Origin of the sequence: Bacillus sp. ISL-57 (assembly GCF_018613135.1) — a bacterium.
Taxonomy (GTDB): Bacteria; Bacillota; Bacilli; order Bacillales; family DSM-1321; genus Peribacillus; species Peribacillus frigoritolerans.
The window spans coordinates 309,092-327,112 of record NZ_JAGGQV010000004.1 but is presented as its reverse complement, the minus strand read 5'-3'; the positions used below and the strand labels follow the sequence as shown (position 1 = coordinate 327,112).

Annotated in this window: 15 protein-coding genes; 3 read left to right on the top strand and 12 right to left on the bottom strand. The window is 44.4% G+C overall.

Annotated features, from left to right (window positions below):
- Positions 1–11: 11 nt before the first annotated feature.
- The 10 genes from aceA to dnaE form a co-directional block, all read right to left on the bottom strand.
- Positions 12–1,295: an isocitrate lyase gene (gene aceA, locus J7I90_RS10000; RefSeq protein ID WP_214771046.1), complete on the bottom strand. Its 1,284-nt coding sequence runs from the start codon at positions 1,293–1,295 to the stop codon at positions 12–14.
- A gap of 38 nt (positions 1,296–1,333) precedes the next feature.
- Positions 1,334–2,926, bottom strand: coding sequence for a malate synthase A (gene aceB, locus J7I90_RS09995; protein WP_214771043.1), 1,593 nt, complete (start codon positions 2,924–2,926; stop codon positions 1,334–1,336).
- A 350-nt stretch (positions 2,927–3,276) separates the two neighbouring features.
- Positions 3,277–3,669 (bottom strand): FxsA family protein, encoded by a 393-nt coding sequence (locus J7I90_RS09990; protein WP_214771040.1) that lies wholly within the window; start codon positions 3,667–3,669, stop codon positions 3,277–3,279.
- Between the two features lie 81 nt (positions 3,670–3,750).
- A complete protein-coding gene (pyk, locus tag J7I90_RS09985; protein WP_214771037.1) occupies positions 3,751–5,511 on the bottom strand; it encodes a pyruvate kinase in 1,761 nt (586 codons plus the stop codon).
- 126 nt (positions 5,512–5,637) lie between these two features.
- The gene (gene pfkA / locus J7I90_RS09980; protein ID WP_214771034.1) at positions 5,638–6,597 is read right to left on the bottom strand and encodes a 6-phosphofructokinase; all 960 of its coding nucleotides are present in this window, start codon (positions 6,595–6,597) and stop codon (positions 5,638–5,640) included.
- Positions 6,598–6,876: 279 nt separating this feature from the next.
- Positions 6,877–7,878: an acetyl-CoA carboxylase carboxyl transferase subunit alpha gene (gene accA / locus J7I90_RS09975; RefSeq protein ID WP_034309128.1), complete on the bottom strand. Its 1,002-nt coding sequence runs from the start codon at positions 7,876–7,878 to the stop codon at positions 6,877–6,879.
- Positions 7,875–8,738 (bottom strand): acetyl-CoA carboxylase, carboxyltransferase subunit beta, encoded by an 864-nt coding sequence (gene accD / locus J7I90_RS09970; RefSeq protein WP_214771031.1) that lies wholly within the window; start codon positions 8,736–8,738, stop codon positions 7,875–7,877. Before accD ends, accA begins: the two co-directional genes overlap by 4 nt.
- Positions 8,739–8,828: 90 nt before the next feature.
- Positions 8,829–9,458 carry a FadR/GntR family transcriptional regulator gene (locus J7I90_RS09965; protein WP_096337904.1) on the bottom strand — a complete coding sequence of 210 codons (630 nt, stop codon included), beginning with the start codon at positions 9,456–9,458 and terminating at the stop codon, positions 8,829–8,831.
- Between the two features lie 5 nt (positions 9,459–9,463).
- Positions 9,464–10,705: an NADP-dependent malic enzyme gene (ystJ, locus tag J7I90_RS09960; RefSeq protein ID WP_034309132.1), complete on the bottom strand. Its 1,242-nt coding sequence runs from the start codon at positions 10,703–10,705 to the stop codon at positions 9,464–9,466.
- Between the two features lie 113 nt (positions 10,706–10,818).
- The gene (gene dnaE / locus J7I90_RS09955; protein ID WP_214771028.1) at positions 10,819–14,178 is read right to left on the bottom strand and encodes a DNA polymerase III subunit alpha; all 3,360 of its coding nucleotides are present in this window, start codon (positions 14,176–14,178) and stop codon (positions 10,819–10,821) included.
- A 183-nt stretch (positions 14,179–14,361) separates the two neighbouring features.
- On the opposite strand from dnaE, the gene ytrH reads away from it, so the two are divergent.
- Positions 14,362–14,697: a sporulation membrane protein YtrH gene (gene ytrH / locus J7I90_RS09950; protein ID WP_034309135.1), complete on the top strand. Its 336-nt coding sequence runs from the start codon at positions 14,362–14,364 to the stop codon at positions 14,695–14,697.
- Entirely contained in the window at positions 14,694–15,197 is a 504-nt protein-coding gene (gene ytrI, locus J7I90_RS09945) for a sporulation membrane protein YtrI (protein WP_098863985.1), read from the top strand. The genes ytrH and ytrI overlap by 4 nt, the downstream gene beginning before the upstream one ends.
- 65 nt (positions 15,198–15,262) lie before the next feature.
- On the opposite strand, the gene J7I90_RS09940 is transcribed toward ytrI, so the two are convergent.
- Positions 15,263–16,201: a DHH family phosphoesterase gene (locus J7I90_RS09940; protein WP_214771026.1), complete on the bottom strand. Its 939-nt coding sequence runs from the start codon at positions 16,199–16,201 to the stop codon at positions 15,263–15,265.
- Positions 16,202–16,369: 168 nt separating this feature from the next.
- Between J7I90_RS09940 and J7I90_RS09935 the strand changes: the two genes are divergently transcribed.
- Entirely contained in the window at positions 16,370–16,672 is a 303-nt protein-coding gene (locus J7I90_RS09935) for a YtpI family protein (RefSeq protein ID WP_034309143.1), read from the top strand.
- 27 nt (positions 16,673–16,699) lie between these two features.
- On the opposite strand, the gene J7I90_RS09930 is transcribed toward J7I90_RS09935, so the two are convergent.
- Positions 16,700–18,019: a DRTGG domain-containing protein gene (locus tag J7I90_RS09930; protein WP_034311452.1), complete on the bottom strand. Its 1,320-nt coding sequence runs from the start codon at positions 18,017–18,019 to the stop codon at positions 16,700–16,702.
- Between the last annotated feature and the right edge of the window lie 2 nt (positions 18,020–18,021).

Sequence of the window (18,021 nt, the reverse complement as noted above, 5' to 3'; positions counted from 1 at the left end):
TTAAGCTAGAATTATTTCGACGTCTCGAATTGTTCTGTTTCAGTAGAACCTGCAAGTGCTGTTGTGGATGATGTTCCACCAGAAACGACTTGTGCCACTTCATCAAAATAACCCGTTCCCACTTCACGCTGATGACGTGTTGCTGTATAGCCATCCGGCTCACTGGCAAATTCCGCTTGTTGAAGTTCAGAGTATGCAGCCATGCCGCGTTCTTTATAACCAAGAGCAAGGTTAAACATGCTATGATTCAATGAATGGAAGCCTGCAAGTGTAACGAATTGGAATTTATAACCCAATTTACCCAATTCCACTTGATAATTGGCAATCTCTTCATCACTTAATTTCGCTTTCCAGTTAAATGATGGGGAACAATTGTAAGCAAGCAATTTTCCCGGGAACTCTGCATGGATGGCCTCGGCAAAGCGGCGAGCATCCGCTAGATTAGGTTCAGAAGTCTCACACCAGATAAGGTCGGCATATGGCGCATAAGCAAGGCCTCTTGCAATTGCTTGGTCAAGACCTGCATTCGTGCGGTAGAATCCTTCTGGAGTCCTTTCACCAGTGATGAATGGTGCATCGACCGGATCAATATCATCCGTGATCAAATCTGCAGCATCAGCATCCGTACGGGCAATCAAGATGGTCGGTGTACCCATTACATCAGCTGCCAATCGGGCCGAAACTAAATTACGTACTGCCGTTTGGGTAGGAAGAAGGACTTTACCGCCTAGGTGACCGCATTTTTTCTCGGAAGAAAGCTGGTCTTCGAAGTGAACGCCAGCCGCTCCAGCTTCGATCATGCCTTTCATTAATTCGAAAACGTTAAGGGAACCGCCAAAACCTGCTTCAGCATCCGCCACGATTGGAGCGAACCAATCGATATCATTTTTCCCTTCAGCAAAGCTAATTTGGTCTGCACGCTGAAGTGTTTGATTAATGCGTTTAACAACTTGCGGCACGGAGTTGGCTGGATATAAACTTTGGTCAGGGTACATTTGCCCTGCGATGTTAGCATCTGCCGCCACTTGCCAGCCGCTTAAGTAGATTGCTTTTAAACCAGCTTTCACCTGCTGCATGGCTTGGTTACCGGTCAATGCTCCTAATGCATTGATGAAATCCTCAGTATTTAATAGATTCCATAGTTTTTCGGAACCGCGGCGTGCCAATGTTTGTTCAATGTCGATGGAACCTCTCAGTTTAATGACTTCCTCGGCCGTATAAGGACGTTTAATACCATTCCACCGTGAGTCATTTTCCCAGCTTTGTTGTAATTTTTGCGCTCTCTCATTCATCATCATTATTTCCTCCTAATTCACATTATATATTTTGAATATTAAGATAATTTTTCGTATGCTGCGTTAGTTAAGAAATCTGCAAAGTCATCCGCTTCAATCAATTGTTCAAATAGTTTAGTAGACTCTTCAAACTTTCCTGATTTGAAAGTTTCTTCCCCTATTTCCGATTTAATGACCGCCAATTCCTCTTCTTTGATTTGATGGAATAATTCCTCGGTTATTTTCCTGCCATCTTCGAGGATGCCTTTTGGATGACGGATCCATTGCCAGACTTGAGCCCTTGAAATTTCAGCAGTTGCAGCATCTTCCATTAAGTTATTGATAGGTGCCGCACCTCTGCCGCTTAACCACGAGGCGATATATTGGATGCCTACATTAATATTCGTCCTTAAGCCTGCCTCTGTGATCGTTCCTTCCGGTACAGCCAGCAACTCTTGTGCTGTTACATGGACATCTTCCCGTTTCCGGAAAATTTGATTCGGTTTTGGGACGAGCAAGTCAAAAACCTCTTTTGCCGTGCTTACCATACCTGGGTGGGCAACCCATGTTCCATCATGACCGTCTCTTGCTTCTCGTTCTTTATCTGCCTTTACTTTCGCAAAAGCCTCATCGTTCTTAACCGGGTCATTTTTAACGGGAATTTGTGCGGCCATCCCGCCAATTGCAGGCGCATTACGGCTGTGACATGTTTTGATTGCCAGTAAGGAATACGCCCTCATATTCGGGACAGTCATCGTGACCTGCTGCCGATCTGGGAAAATGACATCATCCGAGTTACGGAATTTTTTCAGGAAACTAAAGATATAATCCCAGCGGCCACAGTTCAGGCCTGCCGAATGTTCTTTCAGCTCGTACAGAATTTCGTCCATTTCGAATGCAGCAAGAATTGTTTCTATCAAGACCGTTGCCTTGATGGTTCCTTGCGGGATTCTCAAATCGTTCTGTGCATATACGAATATTTCATTCCATAATCTTGCTTCGAGATGGCTTTCCATTTTTGGTAAGTAAAAGTATGGACCGCTTTGTTTTTCGATTAATGCTTTTGCGTTGTGGTAAAAGTACAGTCCAAAGTCAAAAATGCCGGCTGATATAGGCTGTCCATCCAAAAGGACATGTTTTTCCTCCAAATGCCAGCCGCGCGGCCTTACCTTTAGCACAGCTGTTCTTTCATTTAGCTCATACACTTTGCCATTTGGATTTTTAAATGATATGGTTCCGCGGATTGCATCCCGCAGATTCAATTGGCCATCCATGCAATTCTCCCAAGTGGGTGAATTGGCATCTTCAAAGTCCGCCATGAATACATTGGCACCTGAGTTCATGGCATTTATGATCATTTTCCGATCAACAGGTCCGGTGATTTCAACCCTGCGGTCCTGTAAATCATTCGGGAGGGGCGCAATCGTCCAATCACTTGCACGAATATGCTTCGTTTCTTCAAGGAAATCAGGGAGCTTGCCTTGATTCAGTTCTTCCTGAACGCTTTTCCGCCGTTCTAGAAGTTCTGCCCTTCTTCCACTGAAATGCCGTTCCATTCTTTCGATGAATTGAAGAGCTTCCGCTGTAAGTATTTGTTCATATCCTGGCTTAATGTTGCCTGTAATCTGTAAGCCTTTTGCTTCCGTAATCATGTTGCCTCTCCACATCCTTTCCAACTCTTCTATGTTATAATACAGTTGTTTTATTTCCTGTTTGTATTATATAACACGTTGTATAAATTTGTCACCAGTTTTTTCTAAAAAATCTAAAAAAAGATTTTTTAGCATGGAAAAGCCTGATTTACCAATGTTTCCAAGGGTTATCATTCAAAAATCCTGTTATTATACAGATTTCATTCTCCTGGAAATCATCATTCAATGGTGAAACAGGGAGCCATTTGTAAAGCAAAAAAGCACCCCATAAAAAACCGGGATGCTGTTGCGGACCTTTTTCAAAGACCAAAAAGGCTGCCTAAAAGCTTACGCCTTTAGACAGCCTTATATTATTTATGCCGAATGATGGTAACCTTCCCTTTATTCATCCTGTTCATGATAAACCGGATAACAATAGGTTTGAGGAGATTCCGGGTTGGCGGAAACACAAGGATCAATCCCATGATATCCGAGATGAGCCCAGGGGACAGCAACAGTGCAGCTCCAATAAAGATACAGATTCCATCAATGATTTCATTTCCCGGCATCATTCCGTAACGAATCTGTTCCTGTGCCTTTTTCCACGTTTCCATCCCTTGCCGTTTAGCCAAATAGGCTCCGATCAAACCTGTGGCTACAATCAGGAACACCGTTGGCCAAAAACCAATCAGATTGCCTGAGAGCAAAAGGACAATAATTTCAACGACCGGCATCGCAATGATAAACATTAAAAAATATTTCATCTTCATTCCTCCTGCACAGCCCATTTCTGGCCCGGTACATCCATCTTACCTCATTGGCAAGGAAACAGCCAAAATTTCGTGTTACAGAACGTTTGCATGTCCATCATAAATGACTCCGCGACCTGCATCGACCGTTATTCTTTGACCATCCGTGAAAACCTTGGTCGCGTCCTCCGCCCCAACGATGACCGGTATGCCCAATGTGACTCCCACAACAGCTGCATGGCTTGTCAAACCGCCTTCTTCCGTAATCAATGCAGCACACTTTTCAATTGCAGGCATCATTTCGCGGTCAGAACCGATCGTAACCAATACAGAGCCTTCCTTCACTTTTTCCAAAGCTTCCTTGGCATTCTTAGCGATAACCACTTCACCTTTCGCTGATTTCCTGCCGATTCCTTGAGCCTTCAAAAGGACCTCTCCTAACACATGAATTTTCATCAGGTTAGTCGTACCAGTTTCACCTACAGGCACACCGGCAGTAATGACGACTAAATCCCCATGGGAAACCAAGCCAGAATGCAGGCTTTCATCTATTGCTGTTTGAAGCATTTCATCGGTGGTCGTCGCTTTTGGACCAATCTGCGGATAGACTCCCCATGCCAAAGCAAGCCTTCTTGAAACATGATCATTGGATGTAACCGCAATGATCGGTGCTTTCGGGCGGTATTTGGAAATCATCCTTGCCGTATGACCGCTTTCTGTAGGCGTGATGATTGCCCCGGCATTAAGATTAAGCGCAGTGTGGGCAACGGATTGACCAATGGCATCCGTGACATTATGACGGTTCACTTTGCTTCTGACTGATAATATATCCCGATAATCAAGGGCAGTTTCAGCACGTGAAGCAATGTTATGCATCGTTTGCACCGCTTCGACAGGATAGGTTCCAGCAGCTGTTTCGCCAGAAAGCATGATTGCATCCGTTCCATCAAAGATGGCATTGGCTACATCACTTGCTTCTGCACGGGTCGGCCTTGGATTACGCTGCATCGAATCGAGCATTTGTGTAGCCGTTATGACTGGTTTCCCGGCATTATTACATTTTTTGATCATTTGTTTTTGGACTAATGGCACTTCTTCTGCAGGAATTTCCACTCCCAAGTCTCCACGTGCCACCATCAAGCCATCTGAAACTTCCAAAATCTCATCAAGACGGTCCACGCCCTCTTGATTTTCGATTTTAGGGATGATTTGAATATGCTCCGCACCATTTTGCTGCAATAATTCACTTACTTCAAGCACGTCGGAAGCCCTGCGTACAAATGAGGCAGCAATGAAGTCGATACCCTGTTCGATCCCAAAAAGGATATCCTGTTCGTCTTTCTCCGTTATGCCAGGCAGCTTAACCGAAACTCCTGGAACATTGACGCCTTTTTTGTTCTTAAGTGTACCGCTATTCAAGATCTTCGTATGGATTTCTTTTCTTACCTCATCAATCTTCAACACTTCAAGCCCGATCAATCCATCATCCAAAAGGATTTTAGATCCTGGGTGGACATCATGCAGAAGCCCTTCATAGGTAATGGAGAATCTTTCAGGTGTTCCCAGGACTTCATTCATGGAAATAATGACTTCATTGCCGGCTACAAGCTCCATGGAATCATTTTCCATATTATTTGTCCGTATTTCAGGTCCTTTTGTATCCAACAGGATGGCAACCTGTTTACCCGTTTTTTCGCTCGCTTCTCTGATATTGCGGATTCTAGCTGCGTGTTCTTCATGATTCCCATGAGAAAAGTTAAGCCGTGCTACATTCATTCCCGCCTCTATTAATTGAACCAGCTTTTCAATACTTTCACTTGCGGGGCCTATCGTACAAACAATCTTGGTTTTACGCATAGTGTCATCCTCCTTTAAGGAAAACTACTCGCCGCCTGTCCACTTCCTGAAAGACAGGGGGCGCAGTGTTTTATATCTTCTTTTAAATACCGATTACTAAAAAGCGTTCCTATCGGTCAATAATGATTAAATGGATAGCTCAGCGGATAATTCATACATTTTCTTGTCAATGGTATGCGGTTTAGCAAGAGCTTCGATGATATCATAATCAACAAGTTGATTTTGTTCGATTCCGACAGCCCTGCCCCCTTTTCCATCTAGAAGCAATTCTACGGCTCTTGCCCCAAGCCGGCTTGCCAATACCCGATCATTTGCAGAGGGAGATCCTCCGCGCTGAACATGGCCCAGGACCGTTACACGAGTTTCAAATCCTGCTTTCGCCTCAATTTTCCTGGAAATATCAACGGCACTTCCCACACCTTCGGCTACAATGATGATACTGTGCTTTTTCCCACGGTCATGACCGCGGTTCAGCTTCCCAATCAAGTCTTCTATATCATATTCATATTCAGGACAAAGAATCGTTTCAGCTCCGCCAGCCAATCCAGCCCAAAGTGCAATATCGCCGGCATCTCTTCCCATCACTTCCACCACATAAGTCCTCTCATGAGAAGTGGCCGTATCCCGAATTTTATCGATAGCATCGATGACTGTATTCAGGGCCGTATCGAATCCAATCGTAAAGTCCGTACCCGGTATGTCATTATCAATCGTTCCAGGAACCCCGATACAAGGGAAACCCCTTTCCGTTAAAGCTCTCGCCCCGCGGTAAGATCCATCGCCACCAATTATGACAATGCCCTCGATACCATGTTTATTCAATTGTTCAATCGCTTTCAGCTGGCCTTCCTCCGTCTTAAATTCCGGACAGCGAGCCGTATGTAACATCGTGCCGCCTCTATGAATGATATCCCCGACAGACCCAAGTTCAAGCTTTTTTATATTGCCATTTATCAGACCCTGATAGCCATGATAAATACCGAAGACCTCCATTTCATGAAAAATCGCTTTCCGGACAACTGCTCGGACTGCCGCATTCATTCCTGGAGAATCTCCTCCACTTGTCAATACACCTATTCTTTTCATAAATGTCACCTCTCTACAGCACTAATCAATTTTAAGCTTCGCTATATCATTGTACCCTTTTTCAAGCTTCAATAAGCAGTAACTGTTTCACTTATGCATACTTGATGTTATAAGCCTAACCGATTCTCTTCAGAAATTGAAGTAATATGGTGTAAAACTTTACATTCTGCACACAAACCATATTCTTTACTCGTTTCGGTAATGAATGCATATCCACGAATGAAAGGATGAAAAAACGTGTTGCCCCAGGCAGCACGTTTTTCCTTTTCCAAAATGTGTTTATGAATGCTGTTCCACTTCCTTAGGTTCGCCCTCAGGTTGTTGTTTTGCAAATTCATATTCACCGATTTTCTTGAATTTCATATAACGCTGGTTGATAAGATCATCACTATTCAATGGCAACAGTTCATTGAATGAACGTTTCAGGATTTCCTTGATGGCTTCTGCCTGTAAATTCGAATCCCGATGGGCGCCGCCCCTCACTTCAGGAATGATCTCATCTATGACTCCTAAGCGGTTTAAGTCGGGAGCCGTGATTTTCATCGTTTCCGCAGCCCTCTTAGCCTGAGAGGCATCCTTCCACAGCAAGGCTGCAGCCCCTTCAGGGGAAATCACGGAATATGTTGAGTTTTCAAGCATGAAAATTCGGTCTCCGACACCAAGCGCCAATGCACCGCCGCTTCCGCCTTCACCAATGACAATACTGATGACCGGCACCTTCAGCCCTGCCATTTCGAAAAGGTTTTTCGCAATGGCTTCACTTTGCCCGCGCTCTTCAGCAGCTTTACCAGGGAAAGCTCCCTTCGTATCAATGAAACAAATAATCGGCCTATTGAACTTTTCAGCCTGTTTCATCAGACGTAAAGCTTTTCGATAACCTTCAGGATGGGGCATGCCAAAGTTACGACGGATGTTTTCCTTCGTATCCTTCCCGCGTTGATGACCGATGACAGTCACGGCAAGTCCATTGAATTCCGCGATTCCAGAGACAATCGCTTCATCATCCCCATAATAACGATCTCCATGAAACTCGATGAAGTCATTGAATAACAGCGGAATGTAATCAAGCGTCGTCGGACGGGCTGGATGCCGGGCAATCTGAACACGATCCCACGGTTTAAGATGGTTGTAGATATCCACTTCCAGCTTCTCTAAACGCTTTTCCAATGTTTCGATTTCTGCTGTAAGGTCTACATCAGCATCCTTCGAAATTGCCTTTAGCTCTTTAATTTTATTTCTGAGGTCCGTAATGGGACGCTCGAACTCTAATTCGTAAATCATAACCACTCACCGCCCGGGGCATGGATTTTAAGGATCTTTGTCAAGGTTTCCTTCATTTCCGTACGTTTGACGACCGCATCCAATTGACCGTGCTTCAACAAGAATTCAGCCGTTTGGAAATCTTCAGGAAGCTCTTCACGAATCGTCTGCTCAATGATTCTTCGTCCCGCAAAACCAATAAGTGCTCCAGGTTCGGCTAGATTAATATCGCCAAGTGACGCGAAACTGGCCGAAACCCCGCCTGTGGTAGGATGGGTCATCATTGATATGATCAGCCCGCCTTCATTGCTGAATATCTTGAGTGCTGCACTTGTCTTTGCCATCTGCATCAAGCTCAAAACACCCTCCTGCATCCGGGCGCCGCCCGATGCCGTAAATATGATGAACGGAATCTTCAATTCACCAGCACGTTCAATGGCACGGGTGATTTTTTCGCCAACAACGGATCCCATGCTTCCCATCCGGAAATTCGAATCCATGATGGCTGTTGAAACTTGGTACCCATTGATGCTTCCGACTCCTGTGACAACCGCCTCATTAATCTTGGCTTTCTTTCTATCTTTTTCCAATTTTTCTAAGTAATCCGGAAAATCAAGCGGGTTAACGGAAATCATTTCTTTATCAAATTCATTAAAAGTGCCTGCGTCGAATAAAAATTCGATGCGCTCATGGGAAGACATCGGATGATGGTACCCGCAATGCAGACAGACTTTCTTGTTTTTCACCAATTCTTTTGTATACATGATTTTTTTACAGCCGGTGCACTTTGTCATGATTCCTTCTGGTACATCTTGTTTCTCCCGATCTAAAGGAACCGTTGCATATTTCTTCTTAGACTTCGCAAATAGCTCTTTAAGCAAGCTTAATCCTCCCTTTACCACCAATTATCTATTTTATGATACTTGGTACAAACTATATCAGAAATAAAATTAGTATCTTGTAAAAAGGTGTCATTCGCCCTTCGACATATTTCTAATTCTAATAAGATACGTTTCGATGGCTTTTTCTTCATCACGTTCGAGTAAATATGTAAGAAGTGCCAGATAATCTTCTTTTTTCACATTACCCTGTACCATCTCTGATGTTCTAGCATAGCTGTTGACAATGCGCCAAATTCTTTCCAGCAATCGATTGCGATTCAAAATGGCAATTCTTAAAAAGAAATCATCATCATGAAACATATCCGCTTTGACCCAGGCCATTAATCTTTTGATGTCCTCAGCCGTAGCGAAAAAGGCGACGATCCGCAAACAGTCAATTTCAATCAGCCTTTTCGTCTCAGCCAAATCTTCTTGTACTTTTTTATCTTGCAAAAAAAAGGTTCCCAGAAGCTCGACTAGCTTATGCTCCTGGAAATCCCTGATAAACGTCCCTTCACCACGCCTTGTTTCAATTAAACCTAATAGCTCTAAGGCACGCAATGCTTCACGGACAGAGGAACGCCCAACATTAAAACGATCCGATAACTCCCGTTCTGATGGGATTTTATCTCCCGGCAGGAGGCTGTCCGCTTCAATCATGCTACGTAGGCTCTCAACGACATCGAGATAAATTTTGGATGAAGAAGTACGACCTGCCAAATTAATTATTCCTCACTTTTTCCAATGATCGCTAATTTCTTTGTTTTTTCTTTAATTTCCTCTGGATCTACGTTGATTCTAGCTACTCCGGTTTCCATCGCTGCCTTGGCAACAGCAGCCGCAACGGCAGGTGCCACCCTCTCATCAAATGGAGCAGGGATCACGTAGTCTTCGTTCAACTCATGCTCCTGGATTAATCCAGCGATGGCTTTTACTGCAGCAACCTTCATTTTTTCATTGATATGAGTCGCACGTACATCCAAGGCCCCACGGAAAATCCCTGGGAAAGCAAGGACGTTATTGACCTGATTCGGGAAATCCGAGCGGCCAGTTCCAACAACCTTGGCACCCGCTGCTTTTGCATCTTCCGGCATGATTTCCGGATCTGGATTAGCCATCGCGAAAATGATCGCATCCCGATTCATCGAAGAAACCATTTCTTTTGTCAATGCACCTGCGGCAGAAACACCAATAAATACATCAGCGTTTTCAATGACAGATTCCAAAGGTCCTGAAACCTTATTTCGATTGGTCACTTTCGCCACTTGTTCTTTTGTATCATTCATACCTGTCGAACGGCCCTCATAAATGGCACCCTTCGTATCACACATGATGATGTCGCGAACTCCATAGCTATAAAGCAATTTAATGATGGCAATGCCCGCAGCGCCTGCGCCATTCGCTACCACTTTAATTTCTGACATTGATTTATTCACCAGTCGTAACGCGTTCACAAGACCGGCAACAGTAACAATGGCTGTACCGTGCTGATCATCATGGAAAACAGGAATATTCATTTCTTTCTTGAGTCGTTCTTCAATTTCAAAACAATTTGGTGCGGCTATGTCTTCTAAGTTCACTCCACCGAAAGTCGGTTCGAGTAATTTAACGGTCTCTACAATTTTGTCCACATCCGTCGTTTTTAAACAAATCGGGAAAGCGTCCACTCCGGCGAAACTTTTAAATAAAACGGCTTTACCTTCCATGACCGGCATTGCAGCTTCCGGACCGATGTTTCCAAGTCCCAAAACAGCCGTTCCATCAGAAATGACGGCAACCGTATTCCCCTTCATTGTATAGTCATAAACGGTTTCCGGCTTATCGTAAATATCTTTACACGGTTCTGCGACACCAGGAGAATAAGCCAGGCTCAAATCTACTGCGTTCCTAACCGGCACTTTCGAAACTGTTTCTAATTTCCCTTGATTCAAGCGGTGCATATGTAACGCTTCTTCTCTTAATGTCATAGTTTCACTCCTAAAACAAATTGGGTAACCCATTATCTTATATGCTGAAATCTAGTGGTCAGACCACAGCGGCCTGTTTTCAATATAACATAACTATTAAAGTTGTAAAACAGTTATTCTTTCTTGTAAACCACATTCCCTTTTCCCACCAAGTCAAATAATGCCTGCATCAATCTATCTGTAGGATTGACCCAATCCCAATAAGATAGCTGTACATAGCGGTTTTCCCTCTCGTAAAAAAGCATGACCTTGGTTTCACCGCTATGCTGCATTAAAATTTTTTTTATTTTTTGCAGTGTATCCTTCGTTTGCTTGCCAGCCTCAATTTTCAGGAATATCGTTCCGTTTTTTTCCTCTTTCATCTGCTTCGCTTTTTCAAGCGGGTACACGTTCCGGATCAGGAGCTGTGTTTTTCCATCCCGCTCTTCCAATGTCCCTTGCAGCATAACGAGTTGTCCATGATTCAAATCGGCAGAGTGGTTTTTATAAACATTTGGAAAAACGACCGCTTCAATATCCCCCTCTTCATCACTGACGCTCAAGAAAGCCATCACATCGCCTTTTTTTGTCCTTATGGTTTTAACCGACGTGATGTAAGCGCCAAGTAAGACTTTCGATTCCTTTTTATTAATAGCTTCATCTATAGTCAAACAGCCGAAGTGCTGAAAAAGTTCTCTGTAGCTTGTCACAGGATGATTCGATAGATAAAGCCCCAATGCGCTTTTTTCCAACGAGAGTTTGTCCTCGATTGGGATAGGATCGACCCGGTGGTATTTCGGTTTGAGTGAAAACTCGCCATCCGAAAACATATCGAATAGGTCATCATCCGGATTAACCAATTCCGTATGATTGATCGCTACGTCCAAGCTCGCCAACAATGTTGCCCGGTCTTCACCGAATTCATCAAAAGCACCTGAATGGACAAGCGCCTCCAACACTTTTCTATTTACGATTTTCCCCGAAACGCGCAAACAGAAATCGAATAAATCAGCGAACTTCTTTTGACGCCTTGCAGCGAAGATTTCTTTTAGGACCGTCCCGCCTATCCCTTTTATGGCTCCAAGGCTATAACGGATCCCTTCCTTTTCCGGTAAAAACGGGTAACCGCTCCGGTTAATCGAGGGAGGCAGAACCGCCATCCCTTTCTTTTTTGCTTCTCGGATATATTGCGAAATCTTTTCATCATTCCCGACAACCGATGTCAAAAGTGCTGCCATGAAATATTCCGGATGGTGGGTTTTCAAGTAACCCAGCTGATAAGCGATGAAACTATATGCCACCGCATGACTTCGGTTGAATCCATAGTTAGCGAAGCGGACAATCAAGGAATAAATCTCATCTGCCGTTTTTTCGGAGTATCCTTGTTTCAATGCGCCGCTCACGAAATGCTGCCGCTCTTGATCCAGAACATCCTTCTTCTTCTTCGAAACGGCACGTCGGAGCAGGTCAGCCTCCCCTAATGAAAACCCGGCTAAGCGGGAGGCGATTTGCATGATTTGTTCTTGGTAAACGATGACCCCGTATGTAGGCTCGAGGATATCCTTCAAATCCTCGTGCAGGTAATCAATCGAAGCAAGTCCATGTTTTCGCTCGATGAACAGCGGTATATTTTCCATCGGACCTGGACGATAAAGGGCATTGACCGCGACGATATCCTCGAATCGGTTCGGTTTCAGCTTGATCAAAACCTTTCGGATGCCATCCGATTCAAATTGGAACACTCCGGTTGTTTCGCCCCTGCCTAAAAGGGCCAGCGTCTCGGGGTCATCCATCGGAATATGGGACAAGTCGAGCTTTTTCCCCGTTCCCTTTTTAATGTTATTTATAATATTATCGATGAGCGTTAAATTGCGGAGTCCAAGAAAATCCATTTTAAGAAGTCCCAGTTCTTCGAGAAGGTCCATTGGATATTGAGTCAGGTGGATGCCGTCATGCCCTCCCTGAATCGGGATATGCTCGGTCAGTGCCTGGTCACTGATGACGACGCCGGCGGCATGTGTCGAAGCATGGCGAGGCAGCCCTTCAAGCAATAACGCGGTTTGAAATAGTTTTTGATTCAGGTCACTCCCATTAACGAATTCCCTAAGCCTTTTCGATTCCTTGAAAGCCTCGGGAAGCGTGATGCCCAGGCGGCCTGGAATCATTTTCGATACCGCTTCCTGTTCCTTTGAGTTCAGGCCGAAAACACGTCCTGTGTCCCTTAACGCAGCCTTGGCAGCCAATGTTCCGAACGTAATGATCTGTGCTACATGAAGTTCCCCGTACTTCTTCGCGACATAGGCAATCACTTCTTCACGGCGGTTATCCGGAAAGTCAATGTCGATATCCGGCATCGAGACACGTTCCGGATTCAGGAATCGCTCGAACAGCAAGGAATGTTCGATTGGATCGACATCCGTGATCGATAGCACATAAGCGACCATCGATCCTGCGGCCGACCCCCTTCCTGGACCAGTCAGGATTTGATGGTCCTTAGCGAATTTCATGAAGTCCCAAACGATTAAAAAGTAATCGCTGAATTTCATCTTGGTGATGATATCCAATTCATATCGCAGGCGCTCTTCATATTGAATGGATGGCTCCGGCACTCTTTTCTTCAGCCCTTGGAAGCAGATGGCTTCGAGCATTTCCTCGGCTGTGGCTCCATCTTCAGTAGGGTACTTAGGCAGAAGTGAACGATGAAATGGAATTTCCAGATTGCATTGCGCGGCAATATGCAGTGTATTTTCGAGTGCATCCGGTCTGTCATGGAATAGTTCTGCCATCTGAGACCGGCTTTTCAAATAAAATTGATCGGATTCAAGAACCGTATGCGTCTCATCCGCCAGCTTGTCGCCATTTCCGATTGCCAATAAGACTTCATGAGCGAGTGCATCGCTTTCGTTCAAATAATAAACTGGATTCGTCGCGACAATCTTTATCTCTAAATCTCTCGCCAACTGACTTATGGCTTCGTTACCTTTTTCCTCATCCGCAATCGACAGTCTCTGTATGGATACATAAAAGTTATCATGACCAAAAATTTGCAGAAATCGCCCTGCTGCCTGTTTGGCTTCTTCAGGGTTTTCTTCTCTCAATAGCGTTTCTATTTGCCCCTCTGCACCTGGTGTGACTGCAATCAAGCCCCCGGAATAGGCTTTAAGCCAATTCATTGGAATGCCTGACGGGGATTTCGTTTTTATGGCACTGCTTATTTTAAGCAGGTTTTGATATCCTTGCAGACTCTTTGCCAATAAAAGAAGTCCATGTGGCGATTCCCGATCATCAAGGACATCCGCAAGTATGCCGATGATCGGCTTTATGCCCTGCTTCTTGCATTCTTTATAAAAATAGACCGAACCGTACATAACATTTCGATCGGTTAAGGCAAGACTTGTACAGCCATCCGCTTTCGCTTTGGCCACAAGTTCAGTGATCTTCACCGTACTTGTCAGCAGGCTGTATCCGCTCTGAATATGGAGATGAGTATACACGTTTTTTTCTCCCACCTTTGTAAGGCATGTTTCTTTTCATTATAGTGTTTATTTCAAAAAAAGAAAATATGTTCTCATTACCAATGCAATTTAACTTCCTGATTTCCCGCGACTATCATAATACCTCCGGACATCCCATATAAATGGAATAGAAGAATATCAAGCAAAAAAGGATGATGATATATGAATGAAGCCTTTGTTCCAGCCTTCCTCAACAGCTTTTTCATATCGCTTGGCGTATTGCTTGGCGGCTCGATAATCGGGGGCCTCGCCGCGTTTTTTACTGGACAAGCCCCGATGACGACTGTATTCCGGCTGTCGGACAGCCTTCGTATTTGGGCGATTGTCGCTGCGATCGGGGGAACTTTTGATATGGTCTATAATTTTGAACGTGGTATTTTCCACGGGGAAACGAAGGATATAGTCAAGCAGGTCCTATTGATACTCTCTGCACTTGGAGGGGCACAGACAGGAGCGCTGATCATCAACTGGTTCACGCAGGAGCATATTTCACCATGAGGATTCCTCCCTATCACCGGACTCCCACCTGGCAGCGTTTTTTTGCCGGAGCCGCACTTGGCGGATTGATCAGCTGGGTGATTTTCTTTTATATGCATGGCGTCCAGCAGGAGAAGCAGATCCGGTCCCTTCACGAACAAAGAGAAGAAATCAAGGATTTAAACGGGAAAATCGCAATTTGGGAGCAGGATTATAAAAAATTGAACGAGAAAAACGAGGAAATCCTGACGATTCAGGAAGTGGAAGTAACGATCACGAATGAAAAATACAGTCTGGATCAGTTGAGTATTGCAGAAGCGGAGGATGTGATTGAGGACGACCTATCCTCTCTTCTAGCCAAAGATGTCGCCAGTGTCTATGACGGAAAAGTGCTGTTGAAAAAGTCGATAGAAAATAAGATCATGACCATCAATAAAAAGCGCTACCGACTTGAAGTCGTTGAAATCATGTTTTATACGAAAATGAATATAGAAATCAAACTAAAAAGGACCACTTCTTAAGGATGGGTGAATAACCACCGAATTTAAAAGACCAAATCATTTGCGATTTGGTCTTTAAGTTTTTATCATTCCGCTTTATTCAACTCTTCCATGTCGGCAAGGATATTATCCACTTCATCCCAAGAATAGATCGAAGCCCCTGCTGCAAACGGGTGGCCCCCTCCGTTATATTTACGGGCAATCGTATTGATGATCGGTCCTTTGGAACGGAAACGGACCCTGATTTCTTGATCCTCTTCAATGAAAAAGACCCATGACTTAACATTTTTAATCGAACCTAGCGAGGAAACGAGCTGAGATGCTTCAGATGTGGAAGCATGGAATTTTTCAAGTATATCTTTCGTGATGATCATTTTCCCCGTTCCATATGGAAGGATTTCAAAATGCTGCAGCACATATCCATTCAACCGGACTATGCTTTCCTCGACGTCATACATCTCCTGATATAACTGCGGGCGGGAGAACGAATAGTGAATCAATTCACTGGCATAGGCAAATGTCTTTTCAGTCGTGCTTTGGAATAGGAAACGACCTGTATCGCCAACAATGCCTGCATATAGAAGGCGTGCCGCTTCATCACTCATCTTCAAGCCTTGTTCTTTACCGAACTGGTAAAAATCGTAAATCATTTCACTTGTGGAACTCGCCGATGTATCGACCCAACGCATATCCCCATATGGATCTTCATTAGGATGATGATCGATCTTAATCAGTTTATCCCCCGTCGTGTAACGTGCATCACAAATCCGGTCCGTATTTGCGGTATCACAAACGATGACCAAGGCACCTTGATATGTTTCATCCGAAATCACATCGAGCCTTCTTAAATAATTCAATGACGGTTCCTCTTTCCCGACCGTATAAATTCGCTTTTCGGGGAAAGATGCTTTCAGGATTTCCGCCAATCCCCCCTGTGAACCATAAGCATCCGGATCTGGACGGACATGACGATGGAGAATGATAGTATCATAACGCTTTATATCTGCTAATATTTCAGCTTTCATATTGATCTCCCCTTAACATATGTATTATCGAGCCTTATAAAGATGATATATTTCATTTAATCAAAAAATTGCGGAAATAGGAAGACTGATCTTGTTTACTGTGGCATTCTCTTTCATTTCCCGCTACAATAAAAAGGTACATATGTTAAATTGGGGGAATTTCAAACGATGCCTATTCTTGTCACCTTGATCGTTCTTTCACTAGGGGTCTATCTGTTTTATAAAATCAAATCGGTCCGAACCAGAATGCCGATGGAGAAAAAGTGGATTTCAGGGAAGTCTTCCATTGCCCTCGGTGCGTTTGTCGCACTATTCGGAATCAATCAGCTTTTTCTATTCCACACGACCATCACTTATATCATTGCCGCCGTTTTCATCTTCGTTGGCTTATTCAGTATTTGGGGCGGCTATAAAATGTATAAATTTTATTTGCCGCATGCAATCGAAGAAGCTGCAAATCAAAAAGGATAATCGAATTTCGATTATCCTTTTTATTTTTCATGATCGGTCCAGCAATTGACAAGTCAACATCGCCTTGCCGACAAGTTTGCCTTGGTTAAACACCTCGACATCGACTTTTCCGAATTTACGTCCTACATCAAGGACACGCGGATGGATTTCAAGCGTACTGTCGATCTGGACTGGCTTGATGAAGTAGATCGTCATGTTTTCCACGACCAAGTCACCGCGCTTATAGCTTCTAAGTGCACGATTTGCCGAGTCGGTGACCAATGTGGTGAACACACCGCTTGAAATGGTACCAAGGTAATTGGTCATCTGCGGGGTGACGCCATAGTTATACACTTCCTCGCCCTTGCCGCGATTTGAAGTCATTACAAGCTGGCTGGTGATCGTATCGTCGATCGTTTCGCCGACCTGAGGCTGCCTTTGACTCATTTGCAATGCCTTCAGCACATCCTGCCTGCTCACGATTCCCTTTAGGATATGACTGTCATTCACGACCGGGATTAACTCGATCCCTTCCCAAACCATCATGTGTGCAGAAGATGCCACACTCATTTTATCGCCTACGGTCATCGGGTTTTTCGTCATCACCTTATCGATGAGCGTCATTTCTTCCTGTCCGATGATATCTTTTGATGTGACCATTCCTTGAACCTTCATATTGTCATCGACAACAGGGAAACGGCTATGCCCCGATTCCTGATTCAGTTCATGCCAGGTCTGAACCCGGTCACCCACTGTCAAAAAGGTCGTTTCCTGTACGGGTGTCAAAATATCCTCCACCAGCAAGATTTCCTTTTTGATCAATTGGTCATAAATCGCCCGATTGATCATCGTTGCGACGGTAAACGTATCGTAACTCGTTGAGATGACAGGCATCTCCAATTCATCGGCTAACCTTTTAACAGGCTCTTCGGTATCGAATCCCCCGGTGATCAGCACCGCTGCACCCGCTTTTAACGCGTGCTCATGGGCCTGTGTACGGTTCCCGACGATCAGCAGGTTTCCTGCCCCTGTATATCTCATCATGGCATCCAGCTTCATCGCCCCGATGACGAATTTATTTAATGTCTTATGAAGTCCCGTTTTCCCTCCAAGAACTTGTCCGTCAACAATATTGACTACCTCTGCAAAAGTGAGCTTTTCTATATTCTCTTTTTTCTTTTTCTCAATGCGGATCGTGCCTACCCGCTCAATCGAGCTCACGTAGCCCTGGTTCTCCGCCTCTTTAATTGCCCGGTATGCCGTACCTTCACTAACATTCAATGCTTTGGCAATTTGACGGACGGAAATCTTCTCGCCGACAGGGAGCCCATCGATATGTTTTAATATTTGTTCATGCTTTGTAGCCAAGC

Coding starts and splice junctions, on each gene's coding strand:
- aceA (WP_214771046.1), bottom strand. CDS start 1,295: ATGATGAATGAGAGAGCGCAAAAATTACAACAAAGCTGGGAAAATGAC.
- aceB (WP_214771043.1), bottom strand. CDS start 2,926: ATGATTACGGAAGCAAAAGGCTTACAGATTACAGGCAACATTAAGCCA.
- J7I90_RS09990 (WP_214771040.1), bottom strand. CDS start 3,669: ATGAAATATTTTTTAATGTTTATCATTGCGATGCCGGTCGTTGAAATT.
- pyk (WP_214771037.1), bottom strand. CDS start 5,511: ATGCGTAAAACCAAGATTGTTTGTACGATAGGCCCCGCAAGTGAAAGT.
- pfkA (WP_214771034.1), bottom strand. CDS start 6,597: ATGAAAAGAATAGGTGTATTGACAAGTGGAGGAGATTCTCCAGGAATG.
- accA (WP_034309128.1), bottom strand. CDS start 7,878: ATGATTTACGAATTAGAGTTCGAGCGTCCCATTACGGACCTCAGAAAT.
- ystJ (WP_034309132.1), bottom strand. CDS start 10,705: ATGACATTAAGAGAAGAAGCGTTACATATGCACCGCTTGAATCAAGGG.
- ytrH (WP_034309135.1), top strand. CDS start 14,362: ATGAATGAAGCCTTTGTTCCAGCCTTCCTCAACAGCTTTTTCATATCG.
- ytrI (WP_098863985.1), top strand. CDS start 14,694: ATGAGGATTCCTCCCTATCACCGGACTCCCACCTGGCAGCGTTTTTTT.
- J7I90_RS09940 (WP_214771026.1), bottom strand. CDS start 16,201: ATGAAAGCTGAAATATTAGCAGATATAAAGCGTTATGATACTATCATT.
- J7I90_RS09935 (WP_034309143.1), top strand. CDS start 16,370: ATGCCTATTCTTGTCACCTTGATCGTTCTTTCACTAGGGGTCTATCTG.